Here is a 19,883-nt window from a genome sequence, read left to right on the forward strand (position 1 = left end):
CCTCACTGCGTGAAGTCGAGCACCGCCTTGATGTCCTCGCCGGCCGGCGCGTACGCCTCGCGGTAGCTCGACAGCGGCACCCGGCGGGTGATCAGCGACGTCAGCCACGACCGGTCGGCCTGGGCGAGCGCCTCGGCGGCCATCTCCCAGTGCCGCCGGCCGGCGTTCACCGAGCCGAACACCACGTTGTTCTCCAGCACCAGCTCCCGGTTGAGCGCCCCGGCGTCGAAGTTGATGGTCCGGCCGCCGCTGGACACACCGGTCAGGCAGACGATGCCGGTCGGCGCGGCCTTGCACATCGCGTCCAGCACCACTGTGGGCGCGCCGGTGCACTCGATCACCACGTCCGGCTTCACGTCCAGCTCGGGCACCGTCGCCGTGTGGTACGTCGCCCCGAGCGCCCGGACCAGCTCCGGCTTCGGCCCGCTGGTGTTGCGGTCCAGCACGTGCACCGACAGCCCACGCTGGCTGCCCAGCAGCGCGGCCAGCAGCCCGATCGGCCCGGCACCGGTCACCAGCACCGTCATCGGTTTCCACTCGGCCCGGCGGCCGATCCGCTCGATGTGGTCCCACGCCTTCGCCACCACGCTCGTCGGCTCCAGCAGCACGCCCACGGACTCGAGCTCCGGGTCCAGGCCGACGGCGAACTTGGGCTGCAACCGCCAGCGTTCCCGCGCGAAGCCGGGCAGTGCCTTGATGCCGTGCTCGGTGTACTGCCCGTTGCGGCACATGTCCCACTCGTCCACCGCGCAGTTCGCGCAGGGCACCGGGTCGGGGTGGCGGACCACGCCGGCCACCAGGTCGCCGGTCTGCAACGTGCCGGTCGGGTCCTCCAGCACGCGACCCAGCGACTCGTGCCCGAGCACCAGCCGCTCCTGACCCGGCGGTGCCTCGCCGTACTCGCCTGCCACGATCTCGTGGTCGGTGCCGCAGACACCCACCGCCAGCGCCTCGACCAGGATCGCGCCCTCCTCGGGCGGCGGCTCGGGCCAGTCCTCGACGAGCCGCAGCGAATCCGGGACACCGGGGGTCACAGTCACAGCGCGCACACACCTCATCTTTCCGCGCGCTGCCGCCGCCCGTCCGGCAAAGCGGCGATCCCGGCACGGGCGGCCCGACCCGGTCCGCAGCCGTCGGCCATAGGATCAGCGCATGACTCCGGAAGAGGTCGGCCGGCGAGTGGTCGCGCTGCTCGCGCCCGTCGAGGCCACCGCGTCCGTCTCCGGCGGTCAGGGGTACGCCCGCGCCACCGTCGACGTACCCCCGGCGAGCTGGGCGGACGCGGTGCGCGCGGCACGCGACGACGCCGAGCTGGGCCTGGATTTCCTGGACTGGCTGTCGGCGGTGGACGAGCTGGCCGACGGCTTCGACGTGGTGCTGCACCTCTGGTCGGTCCGGCACCGGCACGGCCTGCTGCTGCGTACCCGGGTGCCCCGGGACACGCCGGTGGTCGCGTCGGTGGTCGACCTGTTCCCCGGCGCCGCGTGGCACGAGCGCGAGACGCACGAGATGTTCGGCATCGACTTCGCCGGCCACGGCGAGCTGCGACCGCTGCTGCTGCCGCCGGAGTTCGAGGGGCACCCGCTGCGCAAGGAGTTCGTCCTCGCCTCCCGGGTCGCGAAGCCGTGGCCCGGCGCGAAGGAACCGGGCGAGTCGGAGGCCGGCGGCGGCCGCCGGCCGGTCCGGCCGCCGGGAGTGCCCGCGCCGGGGGAGTGGGGCACGACGCCCACGCCGGCCGGTGCGGCCGGCGCCGGTGAGGGGCCCCGAGGGGGTACGCCGGCGCGCCCGGCCCGTGAACGCCCGGCGCGGCCCGCTCCGGGGGAGCGTCCCACGCGGCCCGTCGCCGGGGAGCGTCCGGCGCGGCCCGCCGCTGCTCCGGCAGCCGGTGAGGCGGGTCCGCTCGGGCGGCCGCTGCCGGGGGAACGGCCGACCGGGCCGCCCCGCCAGGAGCCGGAGCCCGACGCGGCGGGGGAGAGCTGATGCCGGACTGGTTGGAGCTGGTCCTGCGCGTGGCGGGCGTGCTCGTCGCGTTCCTCACGCTGCCGCTGATCGTGGGCCAGGCCGAGCACAAGGTGATGGCGCACATGCAGGGCCGGCTGGGCCCGATGTACGCGGGTGGCTTCCACGGCTGGGCACAACTGGTCGCCGACGGCATCAAGTTCGTGCAGAAGGAGGACGTCACCCCGCGCGACGCGGACCGGCCGGTGTTCCGGCTGGCGCCCGCGGTGGCGCTGGTGCCGTACCTGCTCGTGCTGCTGGTCATCCCGCTCGGTCCGGGCGACCTGGTCGCCCAGCCGCTGGACATCGGCCTGTTCTTCGTGCTCGCCGTGGTGGGCGTCGGGGTGCTGGCCGTGCTCATGTCCGCGTGGGCGTCGGCGAACAAGTACAGCCTGCTCGGCGGGCTGCGCGGCGCGGCCCAGCTGCTCGGGTACGAGCTGCCGCTGGTGCTGGCCGCCGCCTCGGTGGCGATGGCGGCGGGCACGCTGAGCCTGCCCGGCATCGTGGAGGCGTGGCAGCCGTGGTGGCTGCTGTGGCAGGCGCCGGCCATGGTGATCTTCTTCGTGGCCGGGCTGGCGGAGATCCGCCGCCCGCCGTTCGACATGCCGGTGGCCGACTCCGAGCTGGTCTTCGGCTACATGACCGAGTACACCGGCCTGCGGTTCGCGTTCTTCCTGCTCGCCGAGTACGTGGGCATCGTGGTGATCGCGGCGCTGACCACTGTGCTGTTCCTCGGCGGCTGGCAGGGCCCGTTCGCCGACGCGCAGCTCGGCTGGCTGTGGACGCTGCTCAAGGTCTTCGCCGTCGCCTTCGTGATCATCTGGCTGCGGGTGAGCTACCCGAGGCTGCGCGAGGACCAGCTCCAGCGACTCTGCTGGCTGGTCCTGGTCCCCCTGGCCCTGGCCCAGCTGGTCCTGACCGCCGCAGTCCGCCTGGCCCTCTAGCCCTACCCCCTCCCACCCCTCCGCCTCCCCGGCGATCTTGCACCTTCGGCCCCGACAAAAGGGGCAAGGTGCCCAGGTTTGGGGCCCAAAGTGCAAGATCGCCGAGGCGAGGCGAGGCGAGGCGAGGCGGGGCGGGGTGGGTCAGCGCAAGGGGGTGTGGGACGGGTCCACCCGCTCGGACTCGGGTGGGGGCGGGGGTGGGGTGCCGTCGCCGAAGGGGCGGCCGCCCAGCTCCTCCCGTCCGTGCGGCGTCAACCAGTTGCTCAGGTCCGGGCCGAGCGGCACGATGCCGGTCGGGTTGATGTCCCGATGGACCTCGTAGTAGTGCCGCTTGATGTGGACGAAGTCGATGGTGTCGCCGAACCCGGGCGTGGTGAACAGGTCCCGGGCGTACGCCCACAGCACCGGCATCTCGCTGAGCTTCTGCCGGTTGCACTTGAAGTGCCCGTGGTAGACCGGGTCGAAGCGGACGAGCGTGGTGAACAGCCGTACGTCCGCCTCGGTGATCGTGTCTCCGACCAGGTACCGCTGACCGGCCAGCCGCTCGCTCAGCCAGTCCAGCCGGTCGAACAGCCGGTGGTACGCCTTGTCGTACGCCTCCTGGCTGCCGGCGAAGCCGCACCGGTACACGCCGTTGTTGACATCAGCGAAGACGACCTCGTTGACCTCGTCGATCTCGCCGCGCAGCGGTTCCGGGTAGAGGTCCGGCGCGCCCGGCCGGTGGTAAGCGGTCCACTCGGTCGACAGGTCGAGGCTCATCTGGGCGTAGTCGTTCGTCACCACCTGCCCGGTGGGCACGTCGACGAGCGCCGGCACGGTGATGCCGCGCTCGTAGCCGGGGAAGCGGGCGAAGTACGCGTCGGCCAGCCGCTCGATGCCCAGCACCGGGTCCTTGCCGTCCGGGTCCAGGTCGAACGTCCAGCTCCGCTTGTCGTGGGTGGGCCCGGCCACGGCCATCGAGATGGCGTCCTCCAGCCCGAGCAGGCGCCGGATGATGATCAGCCGGTTGGCCCACGGGCAGGCCCGGCTGACCGCCAGCCGGTAGCGGCCCGGCTCCACCGGCCAGCCGTTGCTCCCGTCCGCCGTGATCCGGGTGGCGATGTAGCGCTGGTCGCGGGTGAACTCGCCACCCGGCTCCACGTACTTGCCGCCGGTCCGGTCCAGGACCTCGTCGTCGCTGCCCACACCCACCTCCGAGTTCGCTTTTCGCTCCCATCATGGTCGCTCCGGCCGCTCCCGGCAGGGCGACTGCGCCGGAGAGAGGCGGGGCGAGCGCGCCGGAGACCGGCGGGGCGAGCGCGCCGGGGAGGGGCATAGGCTGCCGCCGTGACCGATGTGGAGGCGGCAGCCCGGCGTTTCGTCGCCGACGTGTGGAACGCGGGGCGCGAGGAGAGCGCGTACGAGCTGGTGGTGGCGGACTGCCCAGGGCTCGGCGGCACCGGCCCGGCGGCGGTGCTGGCCTGGCACCGGGACCGGCGGGCGTCGTTCCCCGACCTGCGCTACAAGATCGTCGAGGTGGTGGCGACCGGCGCCCGGGTGGCAGTGCGCTGGCGGGCCGCCGGCACCCAGGCCGGCCAGTTCGGCCCGGTGCCGCCGACCGGCCGCGTGGTCAGCTACTCCGGGGCCACGTTCCTGCGCTTCGACGACGACGGGCGGATCGTGGACGTGTGGAGCGTCAACGAGCTGTTCCAGGTGCTCCAGCAGCTCGGCGTGGAGATGTTGCCCCCGCTCACACCCGGCGAGGCGTGATCCGGCCGCCCGCGCGGGCCAAAGCGCCGGGTGGTGGTCGCGCGCGCCCGGGGCACAGGGCAGGATGGGCGGCATGAGCGAGCACGGTGGAGTGCCCGGCGGGGGCCTGGTGAAGGGCCTGGCGGTCACGTTGAAGACGATGACCCGCCGCTCGACCACCCAGCAGTACCCGGACGTCGAGCCGGAGCTGCCACCCCGCTCCCGCGGCGTGATCGCGCTGCTGGAGGAGAACTGCACGGTCTGCATGCTCTGCGCCCGCGAGTGTCCGGACTGGTGCATCTACATCGACTCGCACAAGGAGGAGGTGGCGGTGCCCGGCGCCGCCCGCCCCCGCCAGCGCAACGTGCTCGACAAGTTCGACATCGACTTCTCGCTCTGCATGTACTGCGGCATCTGCGTCGAGGTCTGCCCGTTCGACGCGCTCTACTGGTCGCCCGAGTTCGAGTACGCCGAGTACGACATCAAGAACCTGCTGCACGACAAGGACCACCTGGGTGAGTGGATGGCCACCGTGCCGCCGCCGCCGGCCCACGACCCGCTCGGCGACCCCTCCAAGGAGGAGACCACCGCCGCCCGGAAGGCGGCGGGTCCGTCGGCCCGTCCGGCTCCTTCCCGGGTACGCCCCGACGCCCCCACCGATCCGGGCGGAGGCGCTGCCTCATGACCGGTGCGGACGTCCTGCTGCTGGCGCTGGGCGCGGTGGCGGTGGGCGCGGGTGCGCTGGTGGTCGCCACCCGTCATCTGGTCCGGGCCGGGTTGTGGCTGGTGGTGTGCCTGGGCGCGCTCGCGGGTGACTACCTGGTGCTGACCGCCGAGCTGGTGGCCTGGGTGCAGGTGCTCATCTACGTGGGCGCGGTGGTGGTGCTGCTGTTGTTCGCGGTGATGCTGACCCGCGCGCCGATCGGCCCGTCGGACGACCTGGACCGGCCGGGCTGGGCCGCCGCGCTCGTGGGTGGCGGCAGCGGCCTCGGTCTGGCGGTGCTGCTGATCGACGCGTTCCGCTGGTCGCGGGTGGACCTGCCCGCCGCGGGCACCGCCGAGCGCCTCGGCGAGCAGATCTTCCGTTCCTGGGTGCTGCCGTTCGAGGTGCTGTCGGTGCTGCTGCTGGCCGCGCTGGTCGGCGCGATCGTGCTGTCCCGCCCCGACATCGGCCGCCCGGCCGCCGACACCGCCGTTGCGCCGGCCGACGGCGACCGGACCGGCGGCGACGGCCCGGTCTCCGCCGCGTCGGCCGCCGACGAGGGCGGGCGCCCGTGAGGCCGGTCATCCCGTACGTCACCGCCGCGCTGCTGTTCGGCCTCGGCGTGTACGGCGTGCTGCGCCGCCGCAACGCCGTCCTGGTGCTGATGGCGGTGGAGCTGATGCTCAACGCGGTGAACCTGGTGCTGGTCACCGCCGACACCACCGTCAAGGCCGTGCTGCCGCACTCCGGGCAGGTGTTCGCGCTGTTCGTGATCGTGCTCGCCGCCGCCGAGATCGGCGTCGGGCTCGCCATCGTGCTCCAGCTCTACCGGCTGCGCGCCAGCGTCACGGTCGACGACGTACCGCTGGCCGAGCCGGCGCCGGCGGTGGCGGCGGGCCCGACGTCCGGGCGGCCGGATGCGGAAGGAGCGGTCCGGTGAGCACGCCGACGCTGTGGCTCGCGGCGGTGCTGCCGGCCGCGCCGCTCGTCGCCGGGCTGCTCGGCCTGCTGCTGCCGCCCGCCCCGCGCCAGGACCGGGCGTCGGCCCGGCGGTCGGCTGTCGCGCTGGGCGTGGCCGGGGCGGCCGTGTCGCTGCTGGCCGCGCTGGCGCTGCTGGTCCGCGTGGACGCCCCGGTCGAGGCGTCCACCACCTGGATCGACCTGGGCGGGCTGCGGGTCACGCTGGGCCTGCGGCTGGACGGCGTGGCGGTGCTCGTCGCCACCGCTGTGGCGGCTGTGGCGCTGGCCGTCCAGGTCTACTCGATCGGCTACCTGCGCCGGGGCCCGCACGACGACGTGGACGTCGACCACCGGTACCCGCCCTATGCGGCCCAGCTCAGCCTCTTCACCGCCGCCATGCTCACTGTGGTGGTGTCCGGCGACCTGATCATGCTGCTCGTCGGCTGGGAGGTGATGGGCATCTGCTCGTACCTGCTCATCGCCCACGACCGGCGGCTGCCCGAGGCGCCCGGCGCGGCGGTGAAGGCGTTCCTGGTCACCCGTGTGGGTGACGTCGGCTTCCTGCTCGGCATCGCGCTGCTGGGCGTGGGCGCGGGCAGCTTCCGGATCGCCGACGTGCTGGCGCACGACTACGGCACCGGCACGCTCACCGCCGCCTGCCTGCTGCTGCTCGCCGGGGTGGCCGGCAAGAGCGCCCAGTTCCCGCTGCACACCTGGCTGCCCGACGCGATGGCCGGTCCCACGCCGGTGTCCGCGCTGATCCACGCCGCCACGATGGTCGCCGCCGGGGTGTACGCGGTGGCCCGGCTGTTCCCGCTGTTCGAGCGCGCACCGGCCGCGCTCGCCGTGCTGGGCGTGATGGCCGCGATCACCATGCTGCTCGGCGCGTTCGCCGCCACCGCCCAGGACGACATCAAGCGCGTGCTGGCCTGGTCGACGGTGTCCCAAATCGGCTACATGACCGGCGCGCTGGCGGTCGGCGCACCGGCTGCCGCGCTGTTCCACCTGCTCACCCACGCCGCGTTCAAGGCGCTGCTGTTCCTCGCCGCCGGTGCGGTGATCCACGCCGTCGGCACCACGCTGATGTCCCGGATGGGCGGCCTGCGTACCGCCATGCCGGTGACGTTCTGGTGCATGGTGGTCGGCCTGGGCGCGCTCGCCGGCGTACCCCCGCTCTCGGGTTTCTGGAGCAAGGACGGCGTGCTCGCCGCCGCCGAGACGGCCGCGCTCGACGGCGCCGGGCCGACGGCGGCCTGGGTGGGCTGGCTGGTCTGGCTGGCCGGGCTGGTCGGGGTGGCGGTCACCGCCTGGTACGCGACCCGTCTGCTGCTGCGCACGTTCCTGGGGCAGACGCGGACGCCGCTGTTGCGGCCGCACGACCCGCCCGCGCTGCTGCGCTGGCCGGTGCTGCTGCTCACGGTCCCGGCCGCGCTGCTGGGCCTGGCCGCGTTCGCGCCCTGGTTCGCCGACCGCCTGCGAGTGCCCGGCGACGACAGCGGCGAGGCGGTCGAGCTGGTGCACCTCGCGCCGAACCTGATCCTGCCGTTCCTGCTGCTGCTGGTCGGCGCGGGCGTCGCCTGGGCCGGCTGGCGCCGCGACCCGGCCGCCGACCCGGCCCGCTTCCTGGGCCCGCTGCGGCCGGTCTTCGCCCGGGCGTTCCGGCTCGACGACGTCCAGCACACCCTGGTCGTACGCCCGGCGGGCGCGCTCGCGCGGGTCGTGCGTACCGGTGACGAACTGGGCGTGGACGGGCTGGTCGAGGGCAGCGGCCGGGCGGCGGTCGAGGTGGGCGGCGGCCTGGCCGCGCTGCACCGGGCGGCGCTGCCGCGCGCGGCGGCCGGCGTGCTGGCCGGTGCGCTGCTGATCGGCCTCGCGGTCGCGCTGATCGGAGTGACCTCATGACGTTCGGGCAGGTCCTGCTGGTCGCCGTGGTCGCGGTGCCGGCGCTCGGCGCGCTGGCCACCGCCCTCGTGCCGGGTGACCGGGCCGGCCGGGTGGTCGGCACCGTCGCCGCCGCGGTGACGCTGCTGGCGGCGCTGCCGCTGGTCGGCGGCGACCACGGCTGGTTCGGGTACGGGCCACGCCCGGCGGTGCAGCCGTGGCACCAGCTCGACCAGCAGTGGGTGCCCGGGCTCGACCTGCGCTTCCACCTGGGCGTGGACGGCATCTCCTGGCCGCTTGTGGTGCTGACCGCGCTGCTCACGCTGTTGTGCTGCGCGTACACGCTGTGGCGGGTGCCGTCCGGCGGCGGCAGCGGGCGGGCGCTCGTGGCGCTGCTGCTGGTGGTCGAGGTCGGCATCCTCGGCACGTTCCTCGCGCTCGACCTGGTGCTGTTCTTCCTGTTCTTCGAGGTCGTCCTGCTGCCGATGTACGGGGTGATCGCCGGCTGGGGCGGCGAAGACCGGCGGCGGGCGGCCCGCAAGTTCGCGCTGTACACGCTGTTCGGCTCGGTGCTGCTGCTGGTCGGCGTCTACGTGGTGGTGGCCGCCGCGGGCACCGCCGACCTGGTCACGCTCACCGGCGGCGCCGGGCTGTCCCGGGGCACCCAGCTCGCCGCGTTCACGCTGCTGGCGCTGGCGTTCGCGGTGAAGAGCCCGCTCTGGCCGCTGCACTCCTGGCTGCCCGACGCGCACACCCAGGCGCCCACAGTCGGCAGCGTGATCCTCGCCGGGGTGCTGCTCAAGATGGGCACGTACGGGCTGATCCGGGTCGCGGTGGGCGTGGCGCCGGAGGGCGCCCGCTGGGCCGCGCCGGTGCTCGGCGTGCTCGCCGTCGCCGCGATCCTGATCGGTGGCCTGGTCTGCCTGGCGCAGGACGACCTGAAGCGGCTGATCGCGTACTCCAGCGTGGGGCACATGGGCTTCGTGCTGCTCGGGGTCGCCACGCTCACCGCCACCGGGCTCCAGGCCGCGCTGATCGGCAACATCGCCCACGGCGTCATCACCGCCCTGCTGTTCTTCCTGGCCGGCGCGGTCAAGGACCGCGCCCACACCGGGTCGCTGGCCGAGCTGTCCGGGCTGCGGGAGACCGCGCCCCGGCTGGCCGGGCTGCTCGGCTTCGCGGCCGTGGCCTCGCTGGGACTGCCCGGCCTGGCCGGGTTCTGGGGCGAGGCGTTCGCCGTGGTCGCCGCCGTGCGGCGGGGCGGCCCGCTCTGGCTGACGCTCGCCGTGCTGGCCGCGCTGGGCGGGGCGCTCACCGCCGCGTACTTCCTGCGGCTGCTGCGCCGGGTCACGCACGGGCGGCCCAGCCCGGCGGTGGCGGGGCTCGCACCCGGGCTGGCCGGGGCGGAACTGACCGCCTGGGCGCCGCTGGTGCTGCTCGCGCTGGCGGTCGGCCTGGCCCCCGCGCTCGTGCTGTCGTACGCCTCCGGTCCGGTGGAGGCGCTGCTGGGGGTCGTCCCATGAGCCTGGTGCAACCTGTCGACAACCTGGCGATGCTGCCTGCGTACCTGGCCGCCGGCACGGCAGTGCTGGTGCTGCTGGTCGACCTGCTGGTGGCGCGGCCCGCCGCCACGGTGGCGGTGGCGGCGCTCGGCGCGGCCGGCACCGCGGCCGGCGCGGCGCTGGTCGGGGCGGCCGGTGAGCGGCGCACGTTCTGCGTGGGCGCGGACTGCTCCTGGGTGTGGGGTGGCCGGGCCGCTCTGGTCGGGGCCGTGATCGCGCTGCTCACGCTCGGCGTGCTGGCGCTGTCCGGTCCGCTGCTGCGCGCCGGGCGCACCCCGGTCGGGGAATACTGCTTCCTGCTCGCCTGCGCGATGACCGGCGGCGTGGTGCTCGGCGCCGCGGGTGACCTGATCACGCTGATCGTGGCACTGGAGACGCTGACGCTGCCGCTGTACGTGCTGGTCGGCCTGCGCCGGGGCAGCCTCGCCGGCGCCGAGGCGGCGGTGACGTTCTTCGTGGTGAGCGTGGTCGCCACCACTGTGACGCTGCTCGGCGCGGCGCTGCTCTACGCGGTCACCGGCACGCTGCACCTGGACCGGCTCGGCGCCACACTGGCCGCCCGCGACGACCTGACCGGCCTGCCGTTGACCGGGGTCGCGGTGGCGCTGGTGGTGGCCGGGCTGGCGTTCAAGGTCGCCGCCGTGCCGTTCCACGCCTGGGCCCCTGCCACGTACGACGGCGCGCCGCTGCCGGTGGCCGCGTACCTGTCGACCGCCTCCAAGCTCGGTGGCGTGGTGGCACTGCTGGCGGTGGTGCAGCGCGCGCTGCCCGGTGACATGACCGGCCCGGTGCTGGCGGCGCTGGCGGTGCTGACCATGACCGTCGGCAACCTGGTGGCGCTGCGTCAGCGCCGTACCGTGCGGTTGCTCGCCTGGTCGTCGGTGGCCCAGGCGGGGTACATCCTGGCGCCGCTGGGTGCGCTGGCGCTGACCGCGGGCCGCACCGGCGACGCGCGGACGGGCGCGTACGCGGCAGCCGTCGCGTACGCGATCTTCTTCGTGCTGCTGGAGCTGGCCGCGTTCGCCGCTGTGGTGGCGTTGCGCCCGGCGGACGGCGACGGCGGCACGCTGGCCGACCTGCGCGGCGCGGCGCGGCGGCACCCGTGGGTGGGCGGCGCGTTCGCGCTGGCGCTGATCGGGCTGGCCGGCCTGCCGCCGGGCCTGGCCGGCCTGTTCGCCAAGGTGACAGTGGTACGCGCGCTGCTGGCCGGGCACGCGGGATGGCTGGCGCTCGTGGTGGCGCTGAACGCGGTGATCGGCCTGGCCTACTACCTGCGGGTCACCGCTTCGCTCTACGCGACACCCGCCGGCGCGACGGCGGTCCGGCCCGCGCGGACCGTGGCGCTGGCGCTCGGCGTGGCCACCGCCGTGGCGGTAGTGATCGGTTTCGCACCGCAGCTCGTGCTGGACGTGGCGGCGCGCTGACCGGTTCCTGCCCGGATGGGCGACCGCTTCAGCCTGCGCACAGCAACATCCAGCCAACTTTCAGCCATGAGCCGGATGGTTGACGGGTACCGGTGTGTTGAACCGGTCAGCGGGCCTCCCGCAAGGGCCCGTGCACCGAAGGAGAGATCGTGCATCACAACCGTCTCAAGACCGCAGCGCTGCTCGGCCTGTTGACCTCGCTGATCCTCGCGATCGGCTACTGGTTCGGCGGTAGCGGCGGTCTCGTCATCGCCGTCGTCATCTCGTTGCTGATGAACGGCGTCACCTACTTCTACTCCGACAAGCTCGCACTGCGCTCGATGAAGGCGCAACCGGTCAGCGAGGCACAGTTCCCCGAGCTGTACCAGATGGTGCGGGAGCTCTCCACGTTGGCCGGGAAGCCGATGCCCCGGCTCTACGTGAGCCCGACCTCGCAGCCCAACGCGTTCGCCACCGGTCGTAACCCGGAGAACGCGGCGGTCTGTGTCACCCAGGGCATCGTGGAGATCCTGGACTACCGGGAGCTGCGCGGCGTGATCGGCCACGAGCTGTCCCACGTCTACAACCGGGACATCCTGATCTCCAGTGTGGCGGCCGGCCTGGCCGGCATCATCACCATGCTGGCCAACCTGGCCTGGTTCATCCCGCTGGGCTCCTCGGACGACGAGGACGGCCCGAACCCGGCTGTGCTGCTGCTCACGCTGATCCTCGGCCCGATCGCCGCCACGGTGATCCAGCTCGCGATCAGCCGGAGCCGGGAGTACCAGGCCGACCAGTCCGGTGCCGAGCTGAGCCGCGACCCGCTGGCCCTGGCCAGCGCCCTCCGCAAGATCCACATGGGTACGCAGGCGCGCCCGCTGGCGCCGCAGGGCCAGCTCGCCAGCACCGCCCACCTGATGATCGACAACCCGTTCAAGCGGGGCGGCGGCATCGCCGCGATGTTCGCCACCCACCCGCCGATGGAGCAGCGGGTGGCCCGCCTGGAGCAGATGGCCCGCAACTCCGGGCCGGTGCAGTTCCAGCGCTGACCCGCGTGACCCGAACGCCGCCCGCGTCCACCCGGACGCGGGCGGCGTCGCGTCTGCGGCCCTTCCGCGCCCGGCCGGCCCGGGCGGCCGGGCCGCGTCAGGACACGGCCGGCTCGGACAGCCGGTCCGGCCGCGCGACCAGCACCACGGCGAGCAGCACCACCCCCGCCGCCAGGTAGGCGGCGGCCGGGCCGAGCAGCACCGCCACGCCGCCGAGCAGGAAGATCCCGACGCCGGAGAGCACGATGTTGCCGGCCACGATCGTCGCCTCCACCTGCCCCATCCGCTCCCGCGGCGCCAGCCGCGCGAACGTGGCCTGGGCCCCGATCAGCCACCCGCCGCCCGCTCCGACGAGCGCGTTCGCCACGGCGAGCGCCCACGCCGGGGCGTCGAGCGCCACCAGCAGACCGGCCAGCAGCAGCGCGGCGGCGAGCGCGCTCGCCGAGACCACCTGGCCGGTCACCCGGGCCAGCCAGCCCCGCCGCCCCACCACCAGCACGAAAACCGCCCCGCCGAACGACGACGCCGCCAGCACGACCGGCCGCCACCCGCCGGAGGCAAGATCCGGGGCGAGCGTCTCCGGCAGCCCGCCGGACAGGACGGTGGCCAGGGTCAGCAGCGCCACGCCCCGCAGCACCGGATGGGCGGCGATGATCCGGATGCCCGCGGTGGCGGGCGGCCGTGGACCCCGGTGCTCCTGCCTCCGCACCGGCAGGCCGGCGAGGACCACCGCCGCGAGCAGGAACGAGACCAGATCGATCACGAGCGCCACCCGGGGGCCGAGCGCCACCGTCACACCGGCCCCGGCGAGCAGGCCGACGACCTGGCCGCTCTGGTTGGCGAAGGCGGAGAGCCCGAACAGCGGCAGCCGCAGCGGCGCCTCCACCGCCTCGGCCGTGATCGCCACGTGCACGCTCGCGTACGCGGCCCGGACCGCGCCGAGCAGCCCGGCCGCCACGATCGCCGGCACCGGCCGGGGCGCCGCCGCCGGTACGGCGATGAGCACCGCACCCGCCAGCGAGAGCCCGACCAGCATGGTGCGCCGGGCCGGTACGTCCAGCCAGCCGCTGAACACGGTCGCGACGAGCAGGGCGGGCACCGTGCGGGCGGCGTACACGGCGGCCGGGCCGAGGACCGAATCGGTCTGGTCGTACGCGAGCAGCAGCAGGGCCGCCAGCCCGACGAAGTCGCCCAGCTCGGAGACGCCCCGGGCGACGAGCAGCCGGGCCGCGACCGGATGCCGGAACAGGGCCCGGTAGCCGGGCACGGGCGTCGCGGTGTCGGTCATCGATCCGACGGGTCCGTTTCCTCGACGCCGACCGGCTCGTAGTCGGCCCGCTCGCGTAGCCGGCGGACCCGGAGGGTGGCGGACGCGGGCTCGGCGGGCCGGGCGTCGCCGTACAGGGAGTAGATCTCGACCCGTAGCGGCGCGACAGCCATGCCGCTCATCCGACCTCCGATCACGGCGGCGGCCGACCCGCCGTAGGCATGGACTCCGTTCGATCACCGAACCTACTCGTTCCCGGCGGGTAAGGCAGCCCCGCATTGGAGCCCGATGTGACCGACTCGACCACCGTCCCGGTCAGCAGGGGCGTTAGGGTCGGAGGCTGACTCACTCGTTACTCCCGGAGGTGCACACAGTGGCCGCACTGCGCCAGTACCAGGGCGTCTGGCGGATCCCCGGCGCGCCCATGCTGCTGATCCTCGGCATCATCGGCCGGCTCGGGATCGGCATGACCCCGCTGGCGCTGCTGCTCGTCGTCGAGCAGGTCACCGGCCGGTACTCCCTGGCCGCCGTCGCCGGCGGCATCTACGCGCTCTCCGGCGCCGCGCTCAGCCCGGTCGCCGGCCGGATCGCCGACCGGGTCGGTCCCGCCCGCGTCCTGCTGGTCACCGCGCTCGCCCACCCGTTCGCCCTGATCGGGCTGCTCGTCGCCACCCGCTCCGACAGCGGCAACCTCGGGCTGATCTATCTGGGCGCGGGCGTCGCCGGAGCCACGTACCCGCCGCTCACCGCCGCGATCCGGGGCGCCTGGAACGACCTCACCGCCCCCGCCACCGGCCGGGCACACCTGCGCAACACCGCGCTCGCCGCCGAGACCACGCTGTTCGAGGTCGTGTTCGTGATCGGCCCGCTGCTGGTGGCGGGCTTCGTGCTGTTCGCCGACGCCGCCGCCGCGCTCGTCGGCGCCGCTGTGGTCACCCTGGTCGGCACCGGCACCGTCGCGCTCGGCCGGGTCATGCGCGGCTGGCGCCCGCACGCGCGTGAGCACCACGCCCGGGGCCTCGGCCCGCTGCGGCTCGGCGGCTTCCCCGCGCTGCTGCTCTGCGTGGCGAGCCTCGGCATCGCGTTCGGCGCCTCCGGCGTCATCGTCCCGGCCTTCGCCGGGAACTCCGGCGCCGACGACCCGGAGAGCCTGGCCGGCGTGCTGCTCGCCGTCTGGGGCATCGGCAGCGCCATCGGTGGCTTCTGGTTCGGCGTACGCAAACCCGCCGCCAACATGACCCGCCAGTTCGCTCTCCTGCTCGGCACCGTCGCGGCCAGCTTCGCCGTCTTCGCGGTGATGCCCGGCCCGGCCGCGCTCGGCGTCGCGCTGGTGCTCGGCGGAGCGGCGATCGCTCCCGCGCTCACCCTGGAGAACACGCTCGTCGGGCGGATCACCCCGGCCGGCATGCTGAACGAGGCGTACACCTGGGTGGTGACCATGTCGGTCGCGGCGAGCGCCGCCGGCGGCTCGATCGCGGGCCTGATCATCGACCACGCCGGCGGCGTCTCGTGGGCGTTCGTCTTCGCCGGGGTGGCGGTCGCCGTCGGGGCCGCGGTCGCCGCGCTGCCCGGCGGCCCGATCGCCCGGGCCGAGGCCACAGCGGTACGCGCCGAGCAGACGCTCGCCGCCTGACCGCTCACCCGCCCGCGGTCACCACCCGCTCCACGCCGGGCAGCTTCTCCACGGCGGCCCGGATCGGCGCCGGGTCCTCACCCTGCGCCAGCAGCACCGACAGGACCACCCGGCCGTCGCCGTCCGGCCGGGCCGCGACCGTCCTGCCACCGCAGCGCAGCCCCGTGTCCCCGCGCGCCTGCCCGATCCGGTAGTCGACCTCCCCGATCTGCGGCGTGCCGGCACCCGGCCGGAAGACGACGTCCAGGCGTACCGGAGGGTCGGCCCGGCACGCGACCGACGCCGCTGCGGACGGGGTGGCCGCGGTGCCGGCGGCCGGCATCGGCGCCGCCGGTCCGGACAGCGTCGCCATGGTCGCGGCGCCGCCGGTGACAGTCACCGCGGCCACCCCCGCCAGAACCGTGGCCCGTCGCCGGCTCCTGGCGCGCCCCCGTGCGCGCACCTCGGCCGCCGGGCTGAGCCGCAGCCCGGTCATGTCCTGCTCCAACTCCCGCAGAGCCTCACCAATGCGTGCCGACATCGACTTCCTCCTTGTCGTCGGTCAGTAGAACGGCGAGCGCGGCACGGCCCCGGGACAGGTACGACTTGACAGTCCCCTCGGGCATGCCGGTGGTCCGGGCGATCTCCGCCACCGGCAGATCGTGGAGGTGGTGCAGGACGACGACCAGCCGCTGCGCCTCGGGCAGCCGGCGTAACGCCGCGAGCAACGCCACCCGGTCCGGATTGGGCCCAGGCGCCGGAGCCTCCCGGCCCAACCGGGCCCGCGCGGCGAACCAGCGCCGCAGGCCGCGCCACCGATTGGCGGTCAGCCGCCAGGCCACCGTCCGGACCCAGCCCTCCGGATCCTCGTACGCCCCGACGCGCGACCAGCGCTGCCAGGCCCGTGCGTACGCCTCCTGCGTCACGTCCTGGGCCTCGGCCAGGTCGCCGCAGAGCGCGTAGACGTGGTGCACGACCCGCCGCGCGGTCGCCGTGTAGAAGGCGTCGAAGTCCTCGGGGCCGTCCATGCCCACCTCCCGTGTCCGCTCTCACCACACGACACCCCGATGCGGCTCCGGCGGTTGCAGGCGGATCAGGTCGCTCCGGGTCGTACCCGATCCGGCACGTCCACCCGGGCGGGCGGGTCGTGCGGTCCGAGCTGGTCTGTCGTCTGCGGGTCGTGCGGGCCCGCCGGCCCGGTCCGCTCTGTGTTCCGCGCTGCGGGGCCCGGGCGTGCGGCGGCCGTCGCGGCGGCCAGACCCAGCGCGAGGATCGTCACCGCGCACGCCAGGAGCGTGGGGCGTGCCCCGAGCAGTGCGGTCGCCGGACCGCCGAGCATCGTGCCCAGCGGCACCGCCAGCACGGTGACCGCCCCGTTGGCCGCCAGCACGCGGGGGAGGTCCACGGTGCCGGCGCGGCGCTGGAACAGCGCGGTCGCGGTCGGCTGGTAGGGCGCCCAGACCAGGCCGGCGAGCGCGAACGCGGGCAGCGACAGGACGACCGGCGCGCCCAGGCCGAGCGGGAGCAGCGCGGCGCCGAACAGCGCGACGATGCCGGCGAGCGTGGTCCGCAGCGGCCATCCGCGCAGGTGGCCGGTGAGCAGTCCACCGAGCAGCGAGCCGACGCCGAACGCGGTGTAGTAGGCCGCGAGCGTCCCGGCGGAGGCGCGCAGGTCGTCGGTGACGTGCACCGGCATGGCCACGTAGAACGGTCCGAAGAGGAAGGAGAACGCGAAGGACAGCGACAGCAGGCCGAGCAGCGACCGGTCCCGCGCGATGATCCGGAATCCCGACGTACGCGAGGGCCCCGCCCCGGCCGGGCCGTTCCGGTACCGGCCGGCCGCGGCTTCTCGATCGAGGACGACCAGGCGGTAGCTCACGGCCAGCACGGCGAAGCTGGCGGCGTCGACGGCGATCACCCAGACCGCGCCCACCCAGGCGATGAGCAGGCCGGCCAGCGGCGGGCCGACGATCGTCGCGGCCTGGCCGAAGACCCCGAGCAGCGCGTTCGCGGCCAGGTGGTGCCGCTGCGGCAGCAGCTCGGCCACGAGCGTGAACCGGCCGGCCGAGCCCCACGGGTGCAGCAGCGAGGACACCGCGAGCAGGGCGACGTACAGACCGACGTCCAGCACCCCGGCGAGGTGGGCAACGGGGATCGCCCCCAACGCGGCGGCTCGCACCGTCGCGTCCCAGCCGGCGAGCTGCGCCCCGCTCCGTCCCCCCAGCCACCGGCCGAGCAGCACCGTACCGGCCGCACCCGGCAGCGTGTACGCCGCCACCGCGAACGCGGTCCAGGTGCCCCGCTGCCCGTCGGGTGCGAGTTGCAGAGCAAGCCAGGTCACCGCGACAAGGGCGAGCCCGTCACCGAGAGCGGAGGTCGCGAGGCCGGGGAGCAGCCGGCGCAGTACCGGTTGACCGAACACCGGGCGGTAGGGGAGGAGCATCGCGAGCGTCATGGCTCCCACCCGACCGCACGCCCGGCCCGTACCCCAAGGAAGTTGCCTGACGGCAGAAGACGGCCGTGGCGTTGCGGCCCGCCGGCCGTGGCTGGACCGTGGTCTCTGCCGACGTCGCCGTCAAGGCTGAGCGGGTCGCGTTGATTCGCCGCCGTAGAGGCCTGCGAAGACGCGGTGCCGCAGGATCTGGTACTGCTGGCGGCATCGCCGAGGTGGGCCCGGCGGGCGTTGCTGGACCTGACCACCGACGACGACTTCCGGCGGCTGGAACTGGTCAGCTGTCAGGTCGACCTCGCGACCGTCGGCCAACCGATTCCAGTAGTGGTAGCCGATCTTGACGTCTCCGGCGAGTACCTCGCCCAGGATCAGCTCTCCGCCCAGCAGGTCCTGGATGATCAAGGCGGTCACTCCGCACTGACCACGGGCCGGGTTGCCGGCGTGCCAATCCTGCGCATCGTGTGGGTCGCAGGTGTCCGCTCCCCAGCCGCTGCGCAGTACCGGCCGCAGCATCTCCAGGTCGATCGCGAGAGGGACTGATCGTTGGGCGGGCTCTTGAGGCGTCATCCAGAAAGGGTCGGCCCTCGACCGGGTCGAGAGTCAAGGAACATCCCCGCCAGCGGGCGCTCATCAAATGGTGTCCGGCGCCGGCTTTGTTCATGGTTACCTGAGCGGGTGGTGCGGGGTCGCCGCCCGGCCGTCGGTCGCCACACAGTAGTGACGAACGACGACCAGTGGCGACGAGACCCGCGAGGCCAGATGGCGTGACCGATGCCCTGACCTGCCCGGGCGGTCGAGCCTTACCGGTAGTTGGTGAACTGGAGCGCCAGCCCGAAGTCCTCGCCCTTGAGCAGAGCGATGACGGCCTGGAGGTCGTCCTTCTTCTTGCCGGTGACGCGGAGCTGGTCGCCCTGGATCTGCGCCTGCACGCCCTTCGGGCCCTCGTCGCGGATCTTCTTGCTGATCGCCTTCGCCTTGTCCGAGTCGATGCCCTGCACCACCTTGGCATCGATCTTGAAGATCTTGCCCGACTGACGGGGCTCACCTGCGTCGAGCGACTTCAGCGAGATGTTCCGCTTGACCAGCTTCTCCTTGAAGACGTCCAGCGCGGCTCGGACCCGCTCCTCGGTCTCCGCCTGGAGGCTGATCGCCTCCTCTCCCGACCAGGTGATCTCGGCGCCGGTGCCGCGGAAGTCGAACCGCGTCGAGAGCTCCTTCTCCGACTGGCGGACGGCGTTGTCGACCTCCTGCCGGTCGACCTTGCTCACGATGTCGAACGACGGGTTCGCTGCCATGCTCATGCTCCTGCTGTCCGGCGGTCTGTCCTGGTCCGTCCCGCGCTGACCAGCGTGGGACCTCCTGACGGTACCCGGTTGCGGCAGTGCCGGGGGCAACCGCTATCCTTGCTTCCGCCGCCGCGTTGCGACGCGGTGGTGTGCCCTGGCGGGTTGCCCGAGCGGCCAATGGGAGCGGACTGTAAATCCGTCGCGAAAGCTACAGAGGTTCGAATCCTCTACCCGCCACCAGGGACTGGCAAGGCCTTTGACCTGCGGAAACGCGAGTCGGGGGCCTTTGCTGTCTCCTGCTGCTGGTGAACGCTGTTGCCGCTGATCGACTGCCCGATCGGGCTCGTAGCGGGCACGCCGATGGGGGGCATGACATGCCTGCTGGAAGGCCCGCGATACCGCGGGAGCTTGAGCGCCAGGTCCTTGTCGAGGCCGGACATCGCTGTGCTATCCCAACTTGCCGCCAAGTGCCGGTCGAGTTGGCTCACATCGAGCCTTGGAGCAAGGTCCAGGAGCACACCTTCGGCAACATCATCGCGCTCTGCCCGACCTGCCACACGAGGTTTGACCGGGGAGATATCGACCGGAAGGCAATGCTTCAGTACAAGGCGAACCTGGCGCTGCTGAACAGCCGCTACGGGGATCTTGAGCGTCGAATCCTCACGGCTTTCGCTGAAAATCCAGCGGCTAACCAGATCGACCTGCATGGCAGCTTGAACATCCTGATCAGCTACTTGGTGCGGGACGGATTGTTGGTCAAGATCCCTCGTCCTGGCGCACAAGTGCAGATGTTCGGGATGGACGTGATGGAGCGTTATGCACTCACGGAGTCTGGACGCCAGTTCGTCACCAAGTGGACGGGCGCTGTGCCCCTGGAATAGGGCGGGTATGTCTGGCGCCGGTAGGCCGCCCCAGGCTGCGCCGCCGGACGGAGGTTCGAATCCCTCTACCCGCCACCAGGTGCAAGAACGGCCCCGTGAGCTGCGAGAGCACGCTCCGGGGCCATTCTCGTTCAAGACGTGGAGCACTCGTCAGCCC

Annotated in this window: 21 protein-coding genes and 1 tRNA gene; 13 read left to right on the plus strand and 9 right to left on the minus strand. The window is 73.5% G+C overall.

The annotated features are described in order from the left end of the window. Positions 1-2 precede the first annotated feature (2 nt). Positions 3-1,049 (minus strand): glucose 1-dehydrogenase, encoded by a 1,047-nt coding sequence (locus tag ACN27C_RS11675; RefSeq protein ID WP_422751152.1) that lies wholly within the window; start codon positions 1,047-1,049, stop codon positions 3-5. A gap of 103 nt (positions 1,050-1,152) precedes the next feature. Between ACN27C_RS11675 and ACN27C_RS11680 the strand changes: the two genes are divergently transcribed. Both ACN27C_RS11680 and nuoH read left to right on the plus strand, forming a co-directional pair. Continuing rightward, a complete protein-coding gene (locus ACN27C_RS11680) occupies positions 1,153-1,980 on the plus strand; it encodes an NADH-quinone oxidoreductase subunit C (RefSeq protein WP_422751153.1) in 828 nt (275 codons plus the stop codon). Beyond that, on the plus strand, positions 1,980-2,942 hold the full coding sequence (gene nuoH, locus ACN27C_RS11685; RefSeq protein WP_013288672.1) for an NADH-quinone oxidoreductase subunit NuoH: 963 nt from the start codon (positions 1,980-1,982) through the stop codon (positions 2,940-2,942). The genes ACN27C_RS11680 and nuoH overlap by 1 nt, the downstream gene beginning before the upstream one ends. 141 nt (positions 2,943-3,083) lie before the next feature. Here nuoH and ACN27C_RS11690 read toward each other — a convergent pair whose 3' ends face one another. After that, on the minus strand, positions 3,084-4,127 hold the full coding sequence (locus ACN27C_RS11690) for a glutathione S-transferase family protein (RefSeq protein ID WP_393376985.1): 1,044 nt from the start codon (positions 4,125-4,127) through the stop codon (positions 3,084-3,086). 141 nt (positions 4,128-4,268) lie between these two features. On the opposite strand from ACN27C_RS11690, the gene ACN27C_RS11695 reads away from it, so the two are divergent. From ACN27C_RS11695 to htpX, 8 genes are all read left to right on the plus strand, one after another. Beyond that, positions 4,269-4,691: an ester cyclase gene (locus tag ACN27C_RS11695; protein WP_422751154.1), complete on the plus strand. Its 423-nt coding sequence runs from the start codon at positions 4,269-4,271 to the stop codon at positions 4,689-4,691. Between the two features lie 73 nt (positions 4,692-4,764). Further along, the gene (locus tag ACN27C_RS11700) at positions 4,765-5,355 is read left to right on the plus strand and encodes a NuoI/complex I 23 kDa subunit family protein (RefSeq protein WP_350815472.1); all 591 of its coding nucleotides are present in this window, start codon (positions 4,765-4,767) and stop codon (positions 5,353-5,355) included. Then, on the plus strand, positions 5,352-5,948 hold the full coding sequence (locus ACN27C_RS11705) for an NADH-quinone oxidoreductase subunit J (protein WP_358175285.1): 597 nt from the start codon (positions 5,352-5,354) through the stop codon (positions 5,946-5,948). Before ACN27C_RS11700 ends, ACN27C_RS11705 begins: the two co-directional genes overlap by 4 nt. Further along, positions 5,945-6,313, plus strand: a complete 369-nt coding sequence (gene nuoK / locus ACN27C_RS11710; protein WP_349880265.1) for an NADH-quinone oxidoreductase subunit NuoK — start codon at positions 5,945-5,947, stop codon at positions 6,311-6,313. Before ACN27C_RS11705 ends, nuoK begins: the two co-directional genes overlap by 4 nt. Continuing rightward, positions 6,310-8,235 carry an NADH-quinone oxidoreductase subunit L gene (locus tag ACN27C_RS11715; protein ID WP_422751155.1) on the plus strand — a complete coding sequence of 642 codons (1,926 nt, stop codon included), beginning with the start codon at positions 6,310-6,312 and terminating at the stop codon, positions 8,233-8,235. The genes nuoK and ACN27C_RS11715 overlap by 4 nt, the downstream gene beginning before the upstream one ends. Beyond that, on the plus strand, positions 8,232-9,737 hold the full coding sequence (locus ACN27C_RS11720) for a complex I subunit 4 family protein (RefSeq protein WP_422751156.1): 1,506 nt from the start codon (positions 8,232-8,234) through the stop codon (positions 9,735-9,737). Before ACN27C_RS11715 ends, ACN27C_RS11720 begins: the two co-directional genes overlap by 4 nt. Beyond that, entirely contained in the window at positions 9,734-11,200 is a 1,467-nt protein-coding gene (locus ACN27C_RS11725; protein ID WP_422751157.1) for an NADH-quinone oxidoreductase subunit N, read from the plus strand. The genes ACN27C_RS11720 and ACN27C_RS11725 overlap by 4 nt, the downstream gene beginning before the upstream one ends. Before the next feature lie 149 nt (positions 11,201-11,349). Further along, positions 11,350-12,228: a zinc metalloprotease HtpX gene (htpX, locus tag ACN27C_RS11730; RefSeq protein WP_422751158.1), complete on the plus strand. Its 879-nt coding sequence runs from the start codon at positions 11,350-11,352 to the stop codon at positions 12,226-12,228. A gap of 97 nt (positions 12,229-12,325) precedes the next feature. On the opposite strand, the gene ACN27C_RS11735 is transcribed toward htpX, so the two are convergent. Continuing rightward, positions 12,326-13,516, minus strand: a complete 1,191-nt coding sequence (locus ACN27C_RS11735; protein ID WP_422751159.1) for an MFS transporter — start codon at positions 13,514-13,516, stop codon at positions 12,326-12,328. Further along, positions 13,513-13,677, minus strand: a complete 165-nt coding sequence (locus ACN27C_RS11740) for a hypothetical protein (RefSeq protein WP_162959299.1) — start codon at positions 13,675-13,677, stop codon at positions 13,513-13,515. Before ACN27C_RS11740 ends, ACN27C_RS11735 begins: the two co-directional genes overlap by 4 nt. A gap of 191 nt (positions 13,678-13,868) precedes the next feature. Between ACN27C_RS11740 and ACN27C_RS11745 the strand changes: the two genes are divergently transcribed. After that, positions 13,869-15,128 (plus strand): MFS transporter, encoded by a 1,260-nt coding sequence (locus ACN27C_RS11745; protein ID WP_121686196.1) that lies wholly within the window; start codon positions 13,869-13,871, stop codon positions 15,126-15,128. 4 nt (positions 15,129-15,132) lie between these two features. Here the strand turns inward: ACN27C_RS11745 and ACN27C_RS11750 are convergent, their stop codons facing one another. The 5 genes from ACN27C_RS11750 to ACN27C_RS11770 form a co-directional block, all read right to left on the minus strand. Next, entirely contained in the window at positions 15,133-15,648 is a 516-nt protein-coding gene (locus ACN27C_RS11750) for a hypothetical protein (RefSeq protein ID WP_121686195.1), read from the minus strand. Beyond that, positions 15,629-16,135: a SigE family RNA polymerase sigma factor gene (locus ACN27C_RS11755; RefSeq protein ID WP_120573070.1), complete on the minus strand. Its 507-nt coding sequence runs from the start codon at positions 16,133-16,135 to the stop codon at positions 15,629-15,631. The genes ACN27C_RS11750 and ACN27C_RS11755 overlap by 20 nt, the downstream gene beginning before the upstream one ends. Before the next feature lie 65 nt (positions 16,136-16,200). Then, positions 16,201-17,562 carry an MFS transporter gene (locus ACN27C_RS11760; RefSeq protein WP_422751160.1) on the minus strand — a complete coding sequence of 454 codons (1,362 nt, stop codon included), beginning with the start codon at positions 17,560-17,562 and terminating at the stop codon, positions 16,201-16,203. Positions 17,563-17,682: 120 nt separating this feature from the next. Further along, positions 17,683-18,126: a YunG family protein gene (locus ACN27C_RS11765; RefSeq protein ID WP_422751161.1), complete on the minus strand. Its 444-nt coding sequence runs from the start codon at positions 18,124-18,126 to the stop codon at positions 17,683-17,685. A 233-nt stretch (positions 18,127-18,359) separates the two neighbouring features. Further along, positions 18,360-18,854 carry a YajQ family cyclic di-GMP-binding protein gene (locus ACN27C_RS11770; RefSeq protein WP_121686212.1) on the minus strand — a complete coding sequence of 165 codons (495 nt, stop codon included), beginning with the start codon at positions 18,852-18,854 and terminating at the stop codon, positions 18,360-18,362. Between the two features lie 147 nt (positions 18,855-19,001). On the opposite strand from ACN27C_RS11770, the gene ACN27C_RS11775 reads away from it, so the two are divergent. Both ACN27C_RS11775 and ACN27C_RS11780 read left to right on the plus strand, forming a co-directional pair. Beyond that, a tRNA-Tyr gene (locus ACN27C_RS11775) sits at positions 19,002-19,085 on the plus strand. Positions 19,086-19,219: 134 nt separating this feature from the next. Then, on the plus strand, positions 19,220-19,726 hold the full coding sequence (locus ACN27C_RS11780) for an HNH endonuclease signature motif containing protein (RefSeq protein ID WP_357896932.1): 507 nt from the start codon (positions 19,220-19,222) through the stop codon (positions 19,724-19,726). The last annotated feature ends 157 nt before the right edge of the window (positions 19,727-19,883 follow it).

The organism is Micromonospora sp. WMMD1219 (assembly GCF_049315215.1).
Classification (GTDB): Bacteria; Actinomycetota; Actinomycetes; order Mycobacteriales; family Micromonosporaceae; genus Micromonospora; species Micromonospora tulbaghiae.